The following is a 19,128-nucleotide window of genomic DNA, read 5'->3' as shown; positions in this document are numbered from 1 at the left end:
TAAAATAGCTGAACCAATAAAAAAATCGCACCTTCCAATTATTTGGAATGGTGCGATTTTTCATTTTTTATACTGAGTTTTGTCCCAGCCTCTTTTTTGCTTATAAGGTAATTCAATTCTTCATTAATTCGAAATATAGAAATAAAACATACACAGTGCCCTTTCATTAAAGAAGAGAAATATTATGCATAATTTAAAAAACGATTTCAATACTTGAAATTACGAAAAATACTCATTGCTAATATAATTAGGATGTCCGCTTAACCTTTTTGAGATATTGCCGATATAAATAGAAACTGAATAGATAGAGGAGATGGCAGTATTATGGAGGTTGGGAAAATAATTGCGGGATCGTCCATTGTAACAAAAATAGAACCACCTGAGGGGACCAATACTTTTCGTGAAATGTCTGATGCGGATAAGCAAGCAGCAGTAAAACAAGAGATAAGTGAAAAAGAATTATCCAAAGATGATGCTAAAGCACTTGTTGAAAGTTTAAATTCGTTTTTAGAACCTTCCTTTACCAATGTACGCTATGAATACCATGAGAAATTAGAGGAGTACTATGTTACAGTAGTAGATCCTGATACTGATGAAATTGTTAAGGAAATTCCACCAAAGAAATTACTCGATGTCTACGCATCAATGGCAGAGCTTATGGGCTTTATAGTTGATGAAAAGATTTAAGTAAAAAAGGAGAATTATGAATGACAAATCAAGCATATCAAGCATATCAAGTATATCAAGATAATTCCGTTAACACAGCAACACCAGCAGAGCTGACCCTAATGTTATATAACGGATGCTTGAAATTTATTAAGCAAGCAAGAAAAGGTATAGAAACAGGGAATTATGAATTGAAAAATACAATGATCCAAAAATCACAAAATATCATTCGAGAACTAATGCTTACGCTAGATCAGAAAGCACCAATAGCAAATCAAATGATGCCTTTATATGACTTTATAAATCATTCTCTAGTTCAAGCAAATCTAAAAAATGATTTAGAAGAATTAAAAAAAGCAGAAGAGATGGTATTAGATTTTCGTAATACTTGGAAAGAAGTCATTAAACAAGAACGTATTCGTCAATACGGCCGTGGTGCAAAAGCTTAATGGATAAGATCCTGAAACTATATAAGTTAACGAACAGCTTAATAGAAGAGGCTGAAAAGGCTACAAGTAGTGAGGATAGAGAAGAAGTCATAGAAAAGATTAATACATTATTGGATGAACGAGAAGTTCTGCTAAAGGAAATAAAAGCACCCTTTAGTGAAGAAGAAACAAAAAAAGGGCAGGAAATAATAGAACTAGATGGGCGCTTGCAAAAGATGCTAGCAATAATCTTTTTCGATTTAAAAAAAGAAATGCGATCTGTTAAAAAACAAAAATCATCAAATGAAAAATATGTGAATCCATATCAAAAACTATCCGGACACGATGGAATGTTTATGGATTCAAAAAATTAAAAATGGTGCAGGACTCTATTTTAGAGACCGCACCATTTTTTTACAACATACTAATGACATACATATAGGAGTCGTTTTCCATAAAGATAGCTAATCCTAAAATTAAAAAGCCAATAATGAGCGCATAAAGTGCTGTTCCAATAATACTGGTAACGAGGCCGGCAATTGCCATACCTCTTCCTGCCTTTCCTGTTCTTTGTATTTCCTTGAGTGCTAATACGGCAAATATAATACCTACAATTCCAATGATAAGGCCGATATAAGGAATAATGATTGATAAAATTCCAAGTACGAGTGCGGTAATTGCCTTGCCACTTGTTGGTGAGATTTCTCCTTGAACCTGATGTACTGACTGCTCTTCCACATGCAACTTCCTTTCCTAATATATTCTAATTATTATTATACATAAGTTTCTGCTATTTTTTCTTTATTTTTAAAAAAAATTATATTTTTCTAAAAATTTAGTTGTTTGTAAACGTTGAGTTAACCGGATTTTAAGGGAATGTAAATTTATTTTACTTTAATCGTGCATTTTACTCGTTTATTAGGCTTTTAAATGTGGTATTATATATGTATAGTTTTATAGTTTGAAAGGAGGACACTTTTTATGAATTACAACATCCGTGGAGAAAATGTAGAAGTAACAAATGCAATTAAGGAATATGTCGAAAAGAAAATAGGGAAGCTTGAAAGATATTTTGATACTCCCCCAACATCTGATGTAAATGTAAATATAAGTGTCTACAATGATGAGCAACAAATCGAAGTAACGATTCCAATGACAAATCTATTACTTCGAGCTGAGGTGCAACATATTGATTTATATGCTGCAATTGACCTTGTAGTTGATAAATTAGAAAGACAAATTAGAAAACATAAAACAAAAGTAAACCGCAAATTCCGTCAACAAGGTTCACCGAAGCACGTATTTGCTGAACTGGAAAAAGAAGCGATGGAACAGCGCGAAGCAGAAGAAAATTACAACGATGAAATTGAAATTGTGCGAACTAAACAATTTGATTTAAAACCAATGGATTCAGAGGAAGCTATTTTGCAAATGGACATGTTAGGACATGCTTTCTTCGTATTTGAAAACGCTGAGAATGGGTTTACAAACGTCGTCTATAGACGTCGTGATGGCAGATATGGTTTAATCGAGCCAAGCTAATACTTAAATTTAAAAAAGGTGATTCTTCCAAGTTGAAGGATCATCTTTTTAATTATATGAAAATTGTATTTTTACACTAACAATAATAGTTGAAATTGAAATAATGTATGAATCATTCATTTTTTTTAACTTTCTATCCACTGAAAAAACAATAATTGATGATTTGTACATCAATTATTTCCATGCTATAACTAACTTATCTCCTTTTATAGGAACGTATAAAAAAGGAATTATGCTTAAAATTCTATCACTTTTTTTGAGATTAATTAAAAGCTTTCTCATTGCTTACAACCCTGCTTATACATAGGAGTTAGATTCCTTAGTTATTGTCCCCCAATTATATGTTCCGAATAGAGGTAGTGAAATCCTCTTCACTACTTCTATTTTTTATATTTAGAAAATATGATTTATTTATTATGAAAATTAGCTTGTTTTTAATGGAAAAGGGTATGGAGGAAATGGTTTCTTGTCTTTTCTTACCTGCAAGTGTTATTATTAACAGTGGATTATTCGTTCAATTTTGAATATATAGAGGAGCGTAACCAATGCGTGAATTATTAAAAAAAGTTTTTGGCGATGGGAATCAGCGCCAATTAAATCGATTGCAAAAATATGCAGATGAAATTGAAGCGTTAGAAGCAACGATGGAAAAATTAACAGATCAACAATTGCAGGACAAAACAGAAGAATTTAAAAAACGCTACCTGGATGGCGAACAGCTAGAAGATATATTAGTAGAAGCTTTTGCAGTTGTACGTGAAGGTGCGAAGCGTGTATTAGGCTTACGTCCATACAAAGTACAGCTACAAGGTGCAGTTTCCTTACATGAGGGAAACATTTCTGAGATGAAGACTGGGGAAGGTAAAACTTTAGCTTCCACTATGCCTGCGTATTTAAATGCAATTACAGGAAAAGGCGTTCATATCATAACGGTTAATGATTATTTAGCAGACCGTGATGCCCGTGAAATGGGTGAACTATTCAATTTCTTAGGACTAACTGTTGGTTTAAATTTGAATGGTATGACGAAAGAGGAAAAAAGAGAAGCCTACTTATCTGATATTACTTACGGTACAAATAATGAATTTGGTTTTGATTATTTAAGAGACAATATGGTCTTATATAAAGAGCAAATGGTACAACGTCCCCTTCATTTTGCAATTATTGATGAAGTCGATTCTATTTTAATTGATGAAGCACGTACGCCATTAATTATTTCAGGGACAGCAGAAAAATCAGCTAATTTGTATCAGCAGGCAAATGCATTTGTTCGGACGCTTAAAAATGAAGAGGATTATACCTATGATGAAAAATCAAAAGGAGTTCAGCTGACGGAAGAAGGTATCAATAAAGCTGAGCGTTTCTTTGCGATTGAGAATTTGTTTGATTTAAACAATGTTACATTAACTCATCATATTAATCAGGCATTAAAAGCACATGTGGCAATGTTTAAGGATACAGATTACGTGATCGATGAGGACCAAGTGGTAATCGTTGACCAATTTACAGGACGTTTAATGAAAGGTCGACGTTATAGCGACGGATTACATCAGGCTATTGAAGCAAAAGAAGGATTGCAGATCCAGAATGAAAGTATGACGCTGGCTTCGATTACATTCCAGAACTATTTCCGTATGTACGAGAAATTAGCTGGTATGACCGGTACGGCAAAAACGGAAGAAGAGGAATTCCGGAACATTTATAATATGGATGTTATTGCGATCCCAACCAATCGTGAAATCGTTCGTGAAGATAAAGCAGACCTTATTTATAAATCAATGGATGGTAAATTTAAAGCGGTGGTAGAAGCTATTAAGGAACGCTATCAAAAAGGACAACCTGTTCTTGTTGGTACAGTTGCAGTCGAAACCTCTGAATTAATATCAAAGCTTTTATCACGTGCTGGGGTGAAGCACAATGTTTTAAATGCTAAAAATCACTATCGAGAAGCAGAAATTATCGAAAACGCTGGTCAGAAAAGCGCTGTAACGATAGCTACGAATATGGCTGGACGTGGGACAGACATTAAGCTAGGAGATGGCGTAAAAGAACTAGGTGGGCTGACTGTAATCGGTACAGAACGTCATGAATCTCGCCGAATAGATAATCAGCTACGAGGTCGTTCCGGACGTCAAGGAGATCCTGGTGTAACACAATTCTATCTTTCTATGGAAGATGAGTTAATGCGTCGTTTTGGTTCAGATAATATGAAAGCAATGATGGAACGATTAGGAATGGATGATGACCAACCAATCGAAAGTAAAATGGTCTCAAGAGCAGTTGAATCTGCTCAAAAACGTGTGGAAGGTAATAACTTTGATGCACGAAAAACAATTCTTTCCTATGATGATGTATTAAGACAGCAACGTGAAATCATTTATAAACAACGTTTTGACGTAATTGATTCAAATAATGTAAGAGAAATTATAGAACAAATGATTCAAACAACAGTCGAAACGATTGTTCCAAGCTATACAACAGAAGAAGAGCAAGAGCAGTGGAACCTTTCAGGTCTTGTAGAGTATTTACATGCAAATCTTCTTAGTCCAGAGGATATTCAAGAAGAAGAATTAAAAGGTAAAGAACAAGATGAATTAATCGAATTGATCATGGAAAAAATCAAAGTGAAATATGATCAAAAAGAAGAAGAACTAACGCCAGAACAAATGCGTGAATTTGAAAAAGTAATTTTATTACGTACAGTCGATCGTAAATGGATGGATCACATTGATCAAATGGATCAGCTTCGCCAAGGTATTCATCTTCGTGCGTATGGACAGAATGATCCGTTAAGAGAGTACCAAATGGAAGGTTATGCGATGTTCGAACAAATGATCATAACCATCAATGAAGAAGTATCCAGGTACGTAATGAAGGCGCAAATCCGTGAGAATTTAAAACGTGAAGCGGTCGTTAAGGACACACAAGCTGTCTCAGGTAATGATGAAAATAAGAAAAAGGTTAAGAAACCATTTATAAAAGCACAAGATGTGGGTAGAAATGACCCTTGTCCGTGTGGAAGTGGAAAGAAATATAAACACTGCCACGGAAAATAAAGGCAGGTTTAATTCCTTCATGTAGAAGGAAATTAATGTTGAGGTGAATGCAGATGGAATTAGTAGAAATTAAACAAGAGCTTGAAAAAATGGCTAGTCGATTAGCTGACTTTAGGGGGTCTCTTTGACCTAGAAGAGAAGCGTACAAGAATAGCTGAACTTGAGAATATGATGGCAGATCCAAGCTTTTGGGACAGTCAAGAAGAAGCTCAAAAAGTAATCGCTGAAGCAAATGGGTTAAAAGAGTTAGTCCATACCTTTGATAAAAATGAAGAAAAATTAGAAAATGTCGAAGTATCCTATGAATTAGTGAAAGAAGAAGATGATGCGGATTTACGCGCAGAATTGGAAGCTGATGTCAGTTCACTTACCGAAGCGCTTAATCGTTATGAGTTATTTATTTTGTTAAGTGAGCCATATGATAAAAATAATGCAATATTAGAGCTTCATCCAGGTGCTGGTGGTACGGAATCACAGGATTGGGCAAGTATGTTACTTAGAATGTATACTCGGTGGGCTGAATCTAAAGGATATAAAGTCGAAACGTTGGATTATCTACCTGGTGACGAGGCTGGTGTGAAAAGTGTTACATTATTAATCAAAGGCCATAATGCTTATGGGTATTTAAAAGCAGAGAAAGGTGTACACCGATTAGTGCGTATCTCACCGTTTGATGCTTCTGGGAGACGCCATACATCGTTTGCATCCTGTGATATTATGCCAGAGTTGGATGATGATATTGATCTTGATATAAAAACGGAAGATTTAAAGATTGATACGTATCGTTCAAGCGGAGCTGGTGGGCAGCACGTAAATACCACTGATTCAGCAGTTCGTATTACACATTTACCAACTAATACGGTGGTAACATGTCAATCCGAAAGATCACAAATTAAAAACCGTGAGCAAGCGATGAAGATGTTAAAAGCCAAATTGTATCAACTTGAAATTGAAAAGCAACAAGAAGCTTTAAATGATATCCGCGGAGAACAAAAGGAAATTGGGTGGGGAAGTCAGATTCGGTCTTATGTATTCCATCCATACTCCATGGTAAAGGATCACCGGACAGACAAAGAAACAGGTAACACACAAGCAGTCATGGACGGTGAATTAGATCCATTTATAGATGCATACTTACGTTTTTCAATGAATTAAGAGATGGGCACCTGTGTGGTGCTTTTTTTTTTGCAACATATCGAAAATTTGTGCATTCAATATTTTAGAAAAAAGAAATTGTGTTTTGATAAATAACCAATTGGAAATTAATAAAGCCCATGATATACTCATCAAGGCGACTTTGAAAAATCAGCAATAGAGGTGTTAATGTGATAGCAAAATACAAAAGAGAACCTGTTCCACATAGATTATTGCAGTTTATAGAATATAGTTTTGTCATCATTGGTGCATTTTTTGTGGCTGTAGCTTTTAATGTTTTTTTACTACCGCATGATATTGCTTCTGGTGGTGTAGCAGGAATAAGTACGATTACAAAATCCCTGTTTGGTTTTGAACCATCGATAGTTCAGTGGGCTTTGAATATTCCATTATTTATTGCAGGTGTTATCATTCTTGGCAAAAATTTTGGTGCAAAATCTTTATTGGGTACAATTATCCTTCCATTTTTCGTCTTTTTAACAAAAAATTGGACACAAGCAACAGAAGATCCTCTACTAGGAGCAATTTTCGGTGGAATGATTGTTGGTATTGGGATAGGAATAGTATTTAAAGGAAGAGCTTCTACAGGAGGAATTGATTTAGCGGCACAAATTCTTCACAAATTTTTTCCGTTACCATTAGGTATTTGTTTAGCACTTTTCGATGGACTAATTGTCATAACAGCAACCCTTGTTTTCTCTGTAGAGCAAGGCTTATACGCCTTAATCGCGTTATTTATTACGAGTCGAACCATAGATTTCGTTCAAGTAGGTCTAAATACCTCTAAAAATGTTATGATTATAACAGAACGAGTAGATGATGTTCGAAATGTTCTTCTTAAGGATGTAGACCGCGGTGTGACGGTGTTAAATGGAACTGGGGGCTACACCAATGAAGATCGCACTGTCTTAATGTGTGTGGTCGCTCAGAATGAATTCAGTAAGCTTACTAAGATTGTTAAAAGCGTTGATACCAATGCATTTGTTGTAGCAATGAATGCAACAGAGGTTTTAGGGGAAGGATTTAAGCGTTAATTAAAGAAAGGGCCTCAAGACTAAAACGTTCACTATAGTGAACGTTTTTTCTGGTTCTTAAGGTGTTATTTGAATTCATTGGAAACGTTAATATAATTGAGGATTTACTTTCCATTAATTTTACAATATTCGCTAAATTCAATCATATTAACATTTCATTACAAGGTTTGAAATGAAAATGTAATAAAATTTTGTCTAAAAAAATCCTAAATTAATGTTATAATAAAACAAGAGTTAAACAAGAACATTTTATATAGCAAACAAAAGCTGTAATAAAATGTAAAAAATACTAAAAAAGGTGAATGTGTATGATTGAAATGCAGGGCGTTTATAAAACATACCCTAATGGTGTTGTTGCATTAAATGGTTTAGATGTAACGATAGACCAAGGGGAGTTTGTATATATTGTTGGTCATAGTGGGGCTGGAAAATCCACCTTCACAAAATTAATATTTCGTGAAGAGCAGCCTTCGAAAGGAAAGATCATCGTTAATAATAAAGACCTATCTAGTATGAAGTGGCGACATGTGCCAATGCTTAGGCGAGGTATTGGTGTAGTTTATCAGGATTTTCGACTATTACCAAGAATGACCGTCTATGAAAATGTGGCATTTGCTTTAGAAGTGATTGAAGAATCACCAAAAACTATCCGAAAACGTGTCATGGAAGTATTAGATTCAGTAGGCTTAAAAAATAAAGCCAGATTTATACCGGATGAGTTATCAGGTGGGGAACAACAGCGTGTAGCTATTGCCCGCGCTATCGTTAATCACCCGGGTGTGCTAATTGCCGACGAGCCTACTGGTAACCTTGATCCAGATACCTCTTGGGAAATCATGCGGATCTTAGAAGAAATCAATGCAAGTGGAACCACTATAATAATGGCTACCCATAGTAAGGAAATTGTAAACACCATCAAGAAAAGAGTTATTGCCATGGAAGATGGGATCATCGTAAGAGACGAGCACCGAGGAGAATATGGTTATGAAATTTAGAACGTTAAACAGACATTTTAAAGAAGGTACAAAAAATATTTGGAGAAATAGTTGGATGACGATTGCTTCAGTTGGAGCAGTAACAACAACATTAATATTAGTTGGGGTATTCTTAGTTTTAATGCTCAACTTAAATCATATAGCAGATAATTTAGAAGAGGATGTACAAATAAAAGCGTTAATTGAATTAACAGCTGAAGAATCGCAGGTAGAAGAGATTGGCGAAAAAATAGAATCGATTAGTGAAGTCGAATCGGTTACATACGCCACAAAAGAAGAAGAGTTAGAAAATTTAATTGATAGTATGGGAGAACAAGGCAGTGTTTGGGAGATGTATGAACAAGACAATCCTTTACACGACGTATATATAATAAAGACAACTGACCCGCTTGACACTATGAACATTGCATCAGAAATTGAAGCATATGAAGGTGTAGATCGAGTAAATTATGGACAAGACTACGTGCAAAATTTATTTAAATTTAATGAGTATGCTAGAAACGTAGGATTGGTCTTAATATTTGCACTTGTATTCACAGCTATTTTCTTAATTTCAAATACTATTAAGATTACGATTATGGCTAGAAAAAGAGAGATTGGAATTATGAAATTAGTAGGTGCAACAAATGCCTTTATTAGATGGCCATTCTTTATCGAAGGTTTGTTGTTAGGCGTATTAGGAAGTCTTATCCCAGTCGCTGTTATTGTCGGAGGATACTACTATTTAACACAAAACATGGAAATTTTATCTCGATTTAATTTCATGCAAATACTTCCGTTCCAACCCTTTGCTTGGCAGATAGCAGGTCTGATAATTGGAATCGGAGCATGTATTGGTGTTTGGGGTAGTGTCATGAGCGTACGAAAATTCTTGAAAGTATAAAAACAATATTAATATACTAACCACACACGGGGAAGGAGCTTTTTTGGATGAACAAATCCTTATTGAGCATCATTATTACAACTCTAGCATTCTTATTTATAACTACAGGTGTTAGTGCAGAAAGTGTTAGTGAATTAGAAAAAAAGATTAATAACTTAGAAGGTCAAAAAAGTGAAATAAATAAAGAAAATAGTTCGATCGAAAGTAAAGTAAACGAAGCTGAAAAAAAGATTGAGGAAATTAAAGCGGAACAAGGGCAAGTAACAAGTGAGATCGATAATTTAAATGCAGAGCTTTCTGAAACACAAGAAAAATTAGCTGCTAAGCAAGCTGAAATTTCTACAACAAATGGAGAAATCACGAAAACTGAAGAACAGATCAAACAAACTGAAGATGAAATAAAAGAATTAGAAGCTGAAATTGAAAAGCTAAAGGCAGAAATTGCTGAATTAAAGGAAAGAATCGAAAAAAGAGAAGCACTTTTAAAAAATAGATTACGAGCAATGCAACAAAATGGTGGCGGTGTTAGTTATCTAGAAGTTATATTAGGAGCTCAAAACTTTGGAGACTTCATTAATCGTGCAACGGCTGTAACAAAAATAATGGATCAAGATAAAAACATCATGGAAGCACACGAAGCTGATAAAGCTCAATTGGAAGATAGTCAAAAAACTTTAGAAGCAAATCAAGCTGATTTAGAAGATGAAAAGGTTGCTTTGGAAAATACGAAACAAGGTCTAGAAGACAAAAAGGCTACACTTGTAACACAAAAGCAGGAGCTAGACTCCATCCAATCAACACTTAATGCACAGAAAAGCGAACGTCAAACATTAATGGCAAATTTAGAACAAGAAGAAGAAGATTTACATGATCACACAATGTCATTAGCAGAAGAACAGGAAACATTAAGAAATCAAGCTGAGGTTGTTGCAAAAGCTGTAAAAGAAGCACAGAATGAAAAAGCTCAAATTGAGGAACAACAAAGAAAAGAAAGAGAGCGTCTAGCCCAACTTGCTAAAGAAAAAGAAAAAAATAATTCTTCAGGCGGATCGTCTGAAAAAACTAGTTCAGCACCAGAACCTCCAAAAGAAACTGCTTCATCAAGTGGAGGAAACGGAAAACTAATTTGGCCAACAACTGGTAGAAGAACTTCTTCTTATGGATATAGAAGCTTTAATGGTGGTAGTTTCCATTATGGATTAGATATCGCAAGTGGAGTTGGAACACCTGTTAAAGCTGCAGGAAGTGGATATGTATCTAGATCAGCATATTCAAGTAGCTATGGTAATGTTATATACATATACCACCCTTCTCAAAACATTACTACTGTATATGCTCATTTAAATAGCAGATCAGTAGGCTTAGGCCAAAAAGTAAATCAAGGACAGTATATTGGTGGAATGGGTAATACAGGAAGATCGTTTGGAAGTCACTTACACTTTGAAGTTCACCGTGGAAAGTGGAGCTCAAAAGGTGGGGTAAATCCTTTAAACTATTTACCATAAACAAAGCACATGATCTTTGTTAAATTGCATAGAATGAAAGTAGCATCACAAAATACTTGTGATGCTTTTTCATACCCTGCATAATAGAGAGAAAGAAATATACATATTAGAGGTGGAAAAATGCATATCAAAAAAAGTTTGATTGCTTTATTAATGGTAGGTACGCTCTTAATAGGTGCGGGTATTACTTTTATTGGGCTTACTGTATTCAATGTAATCGAACCAACAGAGTCAACCAATAATGTTGCAAGCTCAGATCAGAGTAATACAATAACAGATACTGAGCAAGAGGATGTATCCCAATCAGATTTAGAAAAGATGGAAAAAGTAGCGAGTGCTTTTGATATTATTAAGACAAGCTACTTAGAGGAAGTGGAAGACGGTGCTTTAATTGAAGGTGCTATCCAAGGAATGCTTGAGACTCTAGGAGACCCATACAGTGTGTATATGGACCAGGAAACAATGGAACAATTTAATGAACAAATTGAATCTTCCTTTGAAGGAATTGGTGCAGAAGTATCGATGGTTGAGGGAAATGTAACAATTGTTGCTCCTATTAAGGATTCGCCTGCAGAGGAAGCGGGCTTACGTCCTAATGATCAAATCTTATCAGTGGACGGTGAAAGTATTGAAGGCATGGAGCTTTACGATGCCGTTGCTAAGATTCGAGGGGAGAAAGGAACTACTGTTACACTTGAAGTAAGAAGACCAGGGGTGGACGATATCTTGAGTATCGAGATTACGAGAGATTCGATTCCGCTTGAAACAGTATATGCAGAAACACGTGAACAAGATGGAAAAACGGTTGGCATAATAGAGCTAACTTCTTTCTCGGAAAAAACATCAGAAAGATTTGAAGAGGAACTCACAAAGCTTGAAGAGGACGGTATAGATGGCTTAGTAATTGATGTAAGAGGAAATCCTGGTGGTTTACTGCCATCTGTAGAGGAGATATTGAAAAATTTTGTTCCTAAAGATACACCGTATATTCAAATTGAAGATCCTAAAGGTGAAAAATCACGATATTTCTCAAATATTGAGGAACCAAAGAGCTATCCAATTAGTGTCTTAATTGATGAGGGAAGTGCATCTGCTTCTGAGATATTAGCGATTGCTTTAAATGAAGCAGAAGATTATCCAACCGTTGGAACAACGAGCTTTGGTAAAGGAACCGTACAACAAACTGTTTCCATGGGAGACGGAAGTACGATTAAACTTACTCGCTTCAAATGGCTATCACCAGAAGGAAACTGGATACACGAAGAGGGTGTAGAACCTACTGTTGAACAAAAACAGCCAGAGTACTACTATACAAATCCAATTCAATTAGAGGAACCATTTACGTTCAATGATAGTGATGATAAAATTTCTAATGTACAGGTCATGTTAAAAGGACTTGGTTATGAACCAGGCCGTGAGGATGGGTATTTTAGTGAAGAAACCCAACAAGCGGTAGAAGCATTCCAAACAGCAGAAGAAATAGAAGCTACTGGGGAAATTAATGAAGAAACTGCTGAGGTATTACAGACACGAATTATTGAAAAAATTAGAAGTGGCGATGATGATGTGCAGCTAGAAAAAGCAATGGAAGTTTTATTTCAATAAAAGTAAATCAAATTCGCAGGGAATTATTCCTTGCGAATTTTTTCATCCCTATTTAAAAATAAAAAAGACAGATAAATGAATTTCATGTAAGATAATAGATAGAGAAACATAAGAGAGAAAGGGGCAAGAATAGATGGAATGGTTACAGGAATTGGGAAGCGCTTTAGTTAGTATTTTTATTCAACCACTTGTATATTGGATTTTCTTTTTACTTTTAATATCTTCCTATTTTAGAATTAAAAGGAATCGAGCAACATTAGGTGTTAAAATATATCCGAAATTCTATGAAATTTTTTATACAGGCTCCATTTCTGTCGTAGCATTTTTGGTACTAAGTTTGCTATCAATCGGATTAGGTATTACTTTTACATATACATTTAGTCTTATCATTGCGTTTTTTACAATATTATTTACTTTGTTTGGCAGGTTTTCCTTACTTTCAGCTGCTTACACTTGGTCACTAACGTTTTTAATTTTATTTTTTCTACCATACGTCGAACTCCCTTTTTTAGATGATGCAGTAGTAGAGGGACTGTTATCGATTAATTTAGCAGCTGTTGTTGGTTTAATAGGTCTACTGTTAATAGCCGAATCTATTATCATGTTTCGTATGAGAGAAGATGAAACATTACCAGAGCAGGTCAAAAGCTCGCGAGGTAAATGGGTAGGACAGCATCGATTAAAAAAGCTCGCATTCATTCCATTTATCGGTCTTATTCCAACTGGAAATATTGAACCCTTCGCTAGCTGGTGGCCAGTATTAGATATTCAAGGGGAGAGTTTTGGATTAATGGTTTTTCCTTTCATTATTGGCTTTGAGCATCTTGTAAAGAGTCAGCTGCCAATTATAGCTGCGAAAATATTGGCAAGAAGAGTATTATTATTAGGTCTGTTAACGATTGTGTTAGGTGTTGTGGGTTATTTCCTTCCAATTGTGACCCTGATTGCTGTCATTATCGTGATATTGGGTAGAGAATTTACATCGATCCAATTTAAAATGCAGGATAAAGTTCATAAGCCTATTTTTCAGCCGGATCAATCAGGTGTGAGAGTGTTAGCAGTTCTAAGAAATAGTGCCGGAAGAGACTTAGGTATTATCCCTGGTGAAAAAATAATTAAGGTAAATGGTCTGCAAATTCAATCAGGTGAAGAATTTTATTATGCAGTGCAACAGAACGGTGCATACTGTAAATTAGAGATTCTTGATTTAAATGGTGAGATTAGATTTGCACAAAGAGCACTGTATGAAGGAGAAAATTACAAGCTCGGAATACTATTTGTTGGCGATAAAAGTCGAAAGTCAAAAAAAGTTCATCGAAAAAATACTAATGAAGAAAAAAGTGAAACCTCATCTTAGAATATTTCGTATAGTGGGTGAGGTGATTTAGTTGGAAATCGAAAAAACCCAATTACAAGCGTGGAGAAATGAAATGCTTGTCTATAAATTTGCTTTAGATGAAGTGAATACCAAATTAAATATTTTGAATGAAGAATTTCAATTCATTCACAACCATAATCCAATTGAGCATATTAAATCACGAATAAAAAAACCAGAAAGTATTAAAAAAAAGCTAGAAAGAAAAGGATTAAACCTGTCGATTGAGGAAGCGAAAAGAGAATTAAGAGACATAGCGGGTATTAGGGTAACCTGTTCGTTTGTGAATGACATTTATCGGATTGTCGATTTAATTTGTAGTCAAGATGATATTGAGTTAGTTGATATAAAGGACTACATAAAAAAACCTAAACCTAACGGATATAGAAGTATTCATTTGATTGTGAAGGTTCCGGTCTTTTTAGCGGAGCGAAAAGAAAAAGTATTTGTGGAATTACAGATAAGAACAATTGCTATGGATACATGGGCTAGCTTGGAACATAAAATTTTTTATAAATATGAACGAGATATTCCCGTAGAATTAAAAGATCAATTGAAAGAGGCAGCAAACACTGTGCATGCCTTAGATGCTAAAATGCAATATATTAACGAAGAAGTAAATGAGATCAAACGAATAAATGTAGAAGTATAATAACAAGAAGCGATTGAAATTTCAATCGCTTCTTGTTGTTTATAAAAGGTTAAAAAATATCCATTGTAATTCTTTAGACTCCTTAATAGGAAACTATTGCCTAAAATGCTAACCTGCTATATCATTTGAAATAGGAATATTTATTTATAAATGTAAATTTGCGGAATTTTAAATGGTTTTGTGTGGAGGGATTTATTTGAAAAATAAAGGTGTACTTGCTGCTATTATAATTGTTGCTACGTTACTAGTTATTTTTGGTATGTTTAAATTATGGAATGTTGGAATTGAATATCGTAATAATGCATCGATGAATGATGTGCCACTAGAGCGTGGAGACGCTGAAGAAAGTGACGAAGAAAAAGAAACCGAAGAAAAAGAAAATAATAAAGAAGAAACGGAAGCGGAAGTGAAAGAAGATACAGCATCATCTGAAGAAGTAACGGAATTAGAGAAAGCTTTAGCTAATATTAGTGAAAGTGAGTTAACGACTGGTCTTGATAAAGGATCAACCGAATATCAAGTGATCACTGTCATGCATAAAATGACACACCAGAAAATCATTGCCGAAAAAAAATGGGGGAATATCCCGATGCATGAGAAGACAATTGAAGAAGTCGCAAGTATCGTCGAAAATAGCGACTTTGATCGAAAGAGTGATTTGTTAACAATTTTAGAATATTGGAAAGCCAATGATTTTAGTCATGCGAAAGCAGATCATAATTACTTCTGGAAAATTCAGAATGGAACAGTAGGGAAAGCAACAGGTTTGTTACCGGTAGAAGAGGAAATCGAATTTATTGAAAATAATTTTTAAAACAAATAGCCACATTCACTTAAATTTAAGTGAATGTGGCTATTTTCTTACGAAGGTATTTGTAAAAGCTCTCTAATTTCGTCTTCAGACAATTTAGAAAGAAGTGTTTCTCCTGGTTGAATAATTTTATCAACTAATTCACGCTTTTGGTGCTGCAGCTGATAAATCTTTTCCTCAATCGTCCCTTCTGTAATGAGACGAATGACTTGTACCACCTTTTTCTGACCGATACGATGTGCACGTCCTGCAGCTTGCTCTTCTACTGCTGGATTCCACCATAAGTCATATAAAAGAACGGTATCAGCTCCTGTTAAATTAAGTCCTGTTCCTCCTGCTTTTAAAGATATGAGAAAGAATCCCTTTTCTCCGCTATTAAAGGCATCTACCATTTCCATACGTTTCTCTGAAGGGGTAGACCCATCCAAATAAAATGTTGGGTGCCCAGCAGCTTCCAAAGATTTTCGTATCAAGGTAAGCATACTTGAGAACTGAGAAAAAATAAGTGTCCGTTTTTTATTTTGAACTAATTCATCAGCTAATTCCATTAACTGATCTAGTTTTCCACACTCCCCTTGATAATTTTCTAAGAAAAGAGACGGATGACAACAAACCTGACGTAACCTCGTTATTCCAGCTAGAATCTCTAATTTACCTCTACCAAATCCTTTATTTGCAACCGTTGAGTCTAATTGCTCCCGCATTCGATTTAAATAGGCGACATATACCTCTTTTTGATCCTTTGTGAGTTCTGAGTACATCACTGTTTCAATCTTGTCAGGTAACTCATGTAATACATCCTTTTTAATTCGCCTGAGGATAAATGGTCGTGTTATTTTTGCAATATAGGTTGGGTCAAGTGCTGCAAAGGTTTTTTTGCTTCCAAATAATCCGGGAGATACCGTATAAAAAATTGACCATAGTTCATCTAAAGCATTTTCAATTGGTGTTCCACTCAATGCGAACCGTTGTCGTGCTTGAAGAGATCTAACAGCTTTTGCGGTAAGTGTCAGATGATTTTTAATTGCTTGTGCTTCATCTAAAATAAGACAATCAAAATTATTTTCTTCATATAAATCTAGATCTTTTCTGAGTGTTGGATAGGATGTGATTAAAATATTGCTTTCCTTAGCACTTACCATACGCTCTCTGCGCTGTTTTTTAGAACCAATAATTACGGTTGAAGTAATGCTTGGTGCAAACTTTTCTATTTCTTTTTGCCAGTTATATAGAAGCGATGCAGGAGCTACAACCAATGCCTGATAGCTTTCATCTTTTGCTTGTATTTCAGAAAGTAAAAAGCTTATTGTTTGCAGGGTTTTACCAAGTCCCATATCATCTGCTAATATCCCACCTAAATGATAATGGGATAGGGATTTCATCCACTGAAACCCAACTATTTGATAGTCGCGCATCTCTGCATTTAACCCATTCGGTAGTGAAAAGTCTAATAGCTCTGGATGCTTCAGCTCATGAAACAGCGTCTGAAAAGCATCGTTGTACTTTGTATGTTTAGGATTAAGAGCCTCTTCTACTTGAAAGCTTTGTGCTGCATTCAAAGTAATTTGCCCATCTGATATGTCTTTTTTAGATAGATTTACTTGCTCAGCTAGTTGGAAGAAAGACTCAAAGCTGTCATCATCTAACGCAATTAGTTCTCCATTGGGGATGCGATAATATTTCTTTTTTTCAATTAAGGCTGTAAGCACGCGTGATACATCCTCATCAGAGATACCACCCATGTCAAATTGAATATCAAGCATCCCGCGAGATTGATCAAATTGCACACGTGATTCTAATTTTACAGCTTGCTGAGAACCAATCATTCGTTTCACCTGATCACTTATATAAACCTGAGCTAAATTTCTTAGCTGATCAATTCCTTTATGAAAAAAATCATAAATGGATTCTGGATTAAATAAGAAATAGCCATTTTTCATTTCTATAAAGCCATAACCTAAGAGCTTATATATAAATTCCTGCTCTAGAAATCTATCTCGTTTTGTTATCTTATCTCCAGAGTCGTCTCTAGAAAATGGAGAAATGACTGTATCGCCATAGGAAAAAGTGACCGTGGATTTAACTGCGTCATCTTCTTCATCAATATATAATTTGATCCGTAGCGGCTCTGTATTTAACTGTGTTTGCATTGAGTCGGTTAAAGTGACATTGCCAACCTTTTCAAACGATGGTAAAACATTTTTTACAAAAGTACTCATCTCTTTCGGAGCAATACGATGCTTCTCATTTTGCTGAAAAACATGTACTCTGAATAACTTTTCAAGAAATTGTTTTTCTTGAAAGGTAATGGAGTAAAATACGTTATCTTTTACTAAATAACGATAGTTTTCCAAAAAGGTATACTTAGAAAGGTCAGTCATTTCTAATGTATAAACATCTTGTTTTAAGTAATCCACAGTAAAGTCGAGCTCAGGCATTTGTTCCTCAAGCTCAATAGCTGGATAGACCGAACCATCCTTTGCTTTAAAAGAAAGGGATCGATTCTCCACGGTTTTTAAAAGTTTCTCACTTAAATTTGGCGGAACATATAGGGACCGTGGATGCTCCATTTTATGCAGATAGGTATTACCATACATTTTCTCTTGGTCATAACAATCACTTAATAATTCCATTAAAATTAAATCTTCCTGCTGAAAATAATATTCGCGGGAAGTATAGGTGAATGATTGATTGATTTTGTAGCTATCACCTGTTTGAAATGCTACTAAAAACGAACGAATATCTTTAATCACGTAAGGACGTTTATCACCAATTTTAACTTCAATCGTTAATGCGTGTTTTGCTTTTTGATTAGCATCTTCTATCGCTAGTATTACTTCTGTTTCAAGTTTTTCTGGCGTTTGCTCGAGTTCTGTATTCAACTCTCTAAATGTATATAACAGCTGTTTTGTATACAAGTCACTTTCTGTTGGAGTAGTCGGTGAAGCTCGGTGATCCACTGCAAATTTTTTTCTCCCAGAATTTTCTTCTTCTGTAAGTGCTAGTAGGACTGCTGCAATATGCTTACATGTGAAATGTGTGGCATATGCTGGACACGTACAAGAGGTTTCAAGTTCTTTGTCATCGAATAGGTAAATACGAATAGTATAGACCTTAGCTCCTTTAACAAGTCCGCGCCAAGCATTTGTTGCAGGATTATAGGAAAGACCATAAACTTTTCCTTTTGTATAGTAATCGCGACCTCTTTTATAAAACCGGTCACCTGTTAATTGTCTTATTTCTTGTTTATCCATGTTTATTGATTGCACGATTATCCCTTCCTTGCCAAACATATATCCTTTTATTATAACAGGATTTTACTTATTTTCATCTCTTGAGTCATTATCCGCATCAGATTGACATTTCATTCGTAAACTGCTATCTTAATTTGGTTATAGTATAGTTTTGAAAAGAGGGCAAT

The 19,128-nt window shown here is 35.0% G+C and carries 16 protein-coding genes; 14 read left to right on the top strand and 2 right to left on the bottom strand.

The annotated features are described in order from the left end of the window. Positions 1-324: 324 nt before the first annotated feature. The 3 genes from flaG to fliT are packed head-to-tail and all read left to right on the top strand — an operon-like array spanning position 325 to position 1,468. Positions 325-687, top strand: a complete 363-nt coding sequence (gene flaG / locus DFR57_RS11130) for a flagellar protein FlaG (RefSeq protein WP_114353235.1) — start codon at positions 325-327, stop codon at positions 685-687. Positions 688-707: 20 nt separating this feature from the next. Then, positions 708-1,115 carry a flagellar export chaperone FliS gene (gene fliS / locus DFR57_RS11125; protein ID WP_114353234.1) on the top strand — a complete coding sequence of 136 codons (408 nt, stop codon included), beginning with the start codon at positions 708-710 and terminating at the stop codon, positions 1,113-1,115. Then, complete coding sequence (fliT, locus tag DFR57_RS11120) at positions 1,115-1,468, top strand: flagellar protein FliT (RefSeq protein ID WP_114353233.1); 354 nt, start codon at positions 1,115-1,117, stop codon at positions 1,466-1,468. The genes fliS and fliT overlap by 1 nt, the downstream gene beginning before the upstream one ends. A gap of 40 nt (positions 1,469-1,508) precedes the next feature. Here fliT and DFR57_RS11115 read toward each other — a convergent pair whose 3' ends face one another. Next, positions 1,509-1,832 carry a DUF4190 domain-containing protein gene (locus tag DFR57_RS11115; RefSeq protein WP_245937447.1) on the bottom strand — a complete coding sequence of 108 codons (324 nt, stop codon included), beginning with the start codon at positions 1,830-1,832 and terminating at the stop codon, positions 1,509-1,511. 243 nt (positions 1,833-2,075) lie between these two features. Here DFR57_RS11115 and hpf point away from each other — a divergent pair, with 243 nt between their 5' ends. The 11 genes from hpf to DFR57_RS11055 all read left to right on the top strand — a co-directional run bounded on the left by hpf (position 2,076) and on the right by DFR57_RS11055 (position 15,710). Beyond that, positions 2,076-2,636 (top strand): ribosome hibernation-promoting factor, HPF/YfiA family, encoded by a 561-nt coding sequence (hpf, locus tag DFR57_RS11110; protein ID WP_114353231.1) that lies wholly within the window; start codon positions 2,076-2,078, stop codon positions 2,634-2,636. A 545-nt stretch (positions 2,637-3,181) separates the two neighbouring features. Continuing rightward, entirely contained in the window at positions 3,182-5,692 is a 2,511-nt protein-coding gene (gene secA, locus DFR57_RS11100; RefSeq protein ID WP_114353229.1) for a preprotein translocase subunit SecA, read from the top strand. 53 nt (positions 5,693-5,745) lie between these two features. Beyond that, a protein-coding gene (prfB, locus tag DFR57_RS11095; protein ID WP_114353228.1) for a peptide chain release factor 2 occupies positions 5,746-6,847 on the top strand; the annotation gives its coding sequence in 2 pieces (ribosomal slippage) (positions 5,746-5,817 and positions 5,819-6,847; 1,101 coding nt in all). Between the two features lie 173 nt (positions 6,848-7,020). Next, positions 7,021-7,881 (top strand): YitT family protein, encoded by an 861-nt coding sequence (locus tag DFR57_RS11090; protein ID WP_425450968.1) that lies wholly within the window; start codon positions 7,021-7,023, stop codon positions 7,879-7,881. A 308-nt stretch (positions 7,882-8,189) separates the two neighbouring features. Further along, positions 8,190-8,876 carry a cell division ATP-binding protein FtsE gene (ftsE, locus tag DFR57_RS11085; RefSeq protein ID WP_114353226.1) on the top strand — a complete coding sequence of 229 codons (687 nt, stop codon included), beginning with the start codon at positions 8,190-8,192 and terminating at the stop codon, positions 8,874-8,876. After that, on the top strand, positions 8,866-9,759 hold the full coding sequence (gene ftsX, locus DFR57_RS11080; RefSeq protein ID WP_114353225.1) for a permease-like cell division protein FtsX: 894 nt from the start codon (positions 8,866-8,868) through the stop codon (positions 9,757-9,759). The genes ftsE and ftsX overlap by 11 nt, the downstream gene beginning before the upstream one ends. A gap of 47 nt (positions 9,760-9,806) precedes the next feature. Further along, positions 9,807-11,264, top strand: a complete 1,458-nt coding sequence (locus DFR57_RS11075; RefSeq protein WP_114353224.1) for a murein hydrolase activator EnvC family protein — start codon at positions 9,807-9,809, stop codon at positions 11,262-11,264. A gap of 120 nt (positions 11,265-11,384) precedes the next feature. After that, complete coding sequence (locus tag DFR57_RS11070; RefSeq protein ID WP_114353223.1) at positions 11,385-12,869, top strand: S41 family peptidase; 1,485 nt, start codon at positions 11,385-11,387, stop codon at positions 12,867-12,869. Positions 12,870-13,002: 133 nt separating this feature from the next. Continuing rightward, the gene (locus DFR57_RS11065; protein WP_114353222.1) at positions 13,003-14,226 is read left to right on the top strand and encodes a PDZ domain-containing protein; all 1,224 of its coding nucleotides are present in this window, start codon (positions 13,003-13,005) and stop codon (positions 14,224-14,226) included. Positions 14,227-14,257: 31 nt separating this feature from the next. Next, positions 14,258-14,896 (top strand): GTP pyrophosphokinase, encoded by a 639-nt coding sequence (locus DFR57_RS11060; RefSeq protein WP_245937446.1) that lies wholly within the window; start codon positions 14,258-14,260, stop codon positions 14,894-14,896. A gap of 196 nt (positions 14,897-15,092) precedes the next feature. Continuing rightward, positions 15,093-15,710: a DUF6241 domain-containing protein gene (locus tag DFR57_RS11055; protein WP_114353221.1), complete on the top strand. Its 618-nt coding sequence runs from the start codon at positions 15,093-15,095 to the stop codon at positions 15,708-15,710. A gap of 47 nt (positions 15,711-15,757) precedes the next feature. Here DFR57_RS11055 and DFR57_RS11050 read toward each other — a convergent pair whose 3' ends face one another. Then, complete coding sequence (locus DFR57_RS11050; protein WP_114353220.1) at positions 15,758-18,976, bottom strand: DEAD/DEAH box helicase; 3,219 nt, start codon at positions 18,974-18,976, stop codon at positions 15,758-15,760. Between the last annotated feature and the right edge of the window lie 152 nt (positions 18,977-19,128).

The organism is Saliterribacillus persicus (assembly GCF_003337485.1).
Taxonomy (GTDB): Bacteria; Bacillota; Bacilli; order Bacillales; family Amphibacillaceae; genus Saliterribacillus; species Saliterribacillus persicus.
Note: the sequence above shows the minus strand (reverse complement) of the source record. Positions and strands in the feature narration are given on the sequence as shown.

Excerpts from the sequence above, each read along its gene's own strand:
- DFR57_RS11070 (WP_114353223.1), top strand. The coding sequence starts at position 11,385 with ATGCATATCAAAAAAAGTTTGATTGCTTTATTAATGGTAGGTACGCTC.
- hpf (WP_114353231.1), top strand. The coding sequence starts at position 2,076 with ATGAATTACAACATCCGTGGAGAAAATGTAGAAGTAACAAATGCAATT.
- ftsE (WP_114353226.1), top strand. The coding sequence starts at position 8,190 with ATGATTGAAATGCAGGGCGTTTATAAAACATACCCTAATGGTGTTGTT.
- DFR57_RS11075 (WP_114353224.1), top strand. The coding sequence starts at position 9,807 with ATGAACAAATCCTTATTGAGCATCATTATTACAACTCTAGCATTCTTA.
- ftsX (WP_114353225.1), top strand. The coding sequence starts at position 8,866 with ATGAAATTTAGAACGTTAAACAGACATTTTAAAGAAGGTACAAAAAAT.
- fliT (WP_114353233.1), top strand. The coding sequence starts at position 1,115 with ATGGATAAGATCCTGAAACTATATAAGTTAACGAACAGCTTAATAGAA.
- secA (WP_114353229.1), top strand. The coding sequence starts at position 3,182 with ATGCGTGAATTATTAAAAAAAGTTTTTGGCGATGGGAATCAGCGCCAA.
- DFR57_RS11065 (WP_114353222.1), top strand. The coding sequence starts at position 13,003 with ATGGAATGGTTACAGGAATTGGGAAGCGCTTTAGTTAGTATTTTTATT.
- fliS (WP_114353234.1), top strand. The coding sequence starts at position 708 with ATGACAAATCAAGCATATCAAGCATATCAAGTATATCAAGATAATTCC.
- flaG (WP_114353235.1), top strand. The coding sequence starts at position 325 with ATGGAGGTTGGGAAAATAATTGCGGGATCGTCCATTGTAACAAAAATA.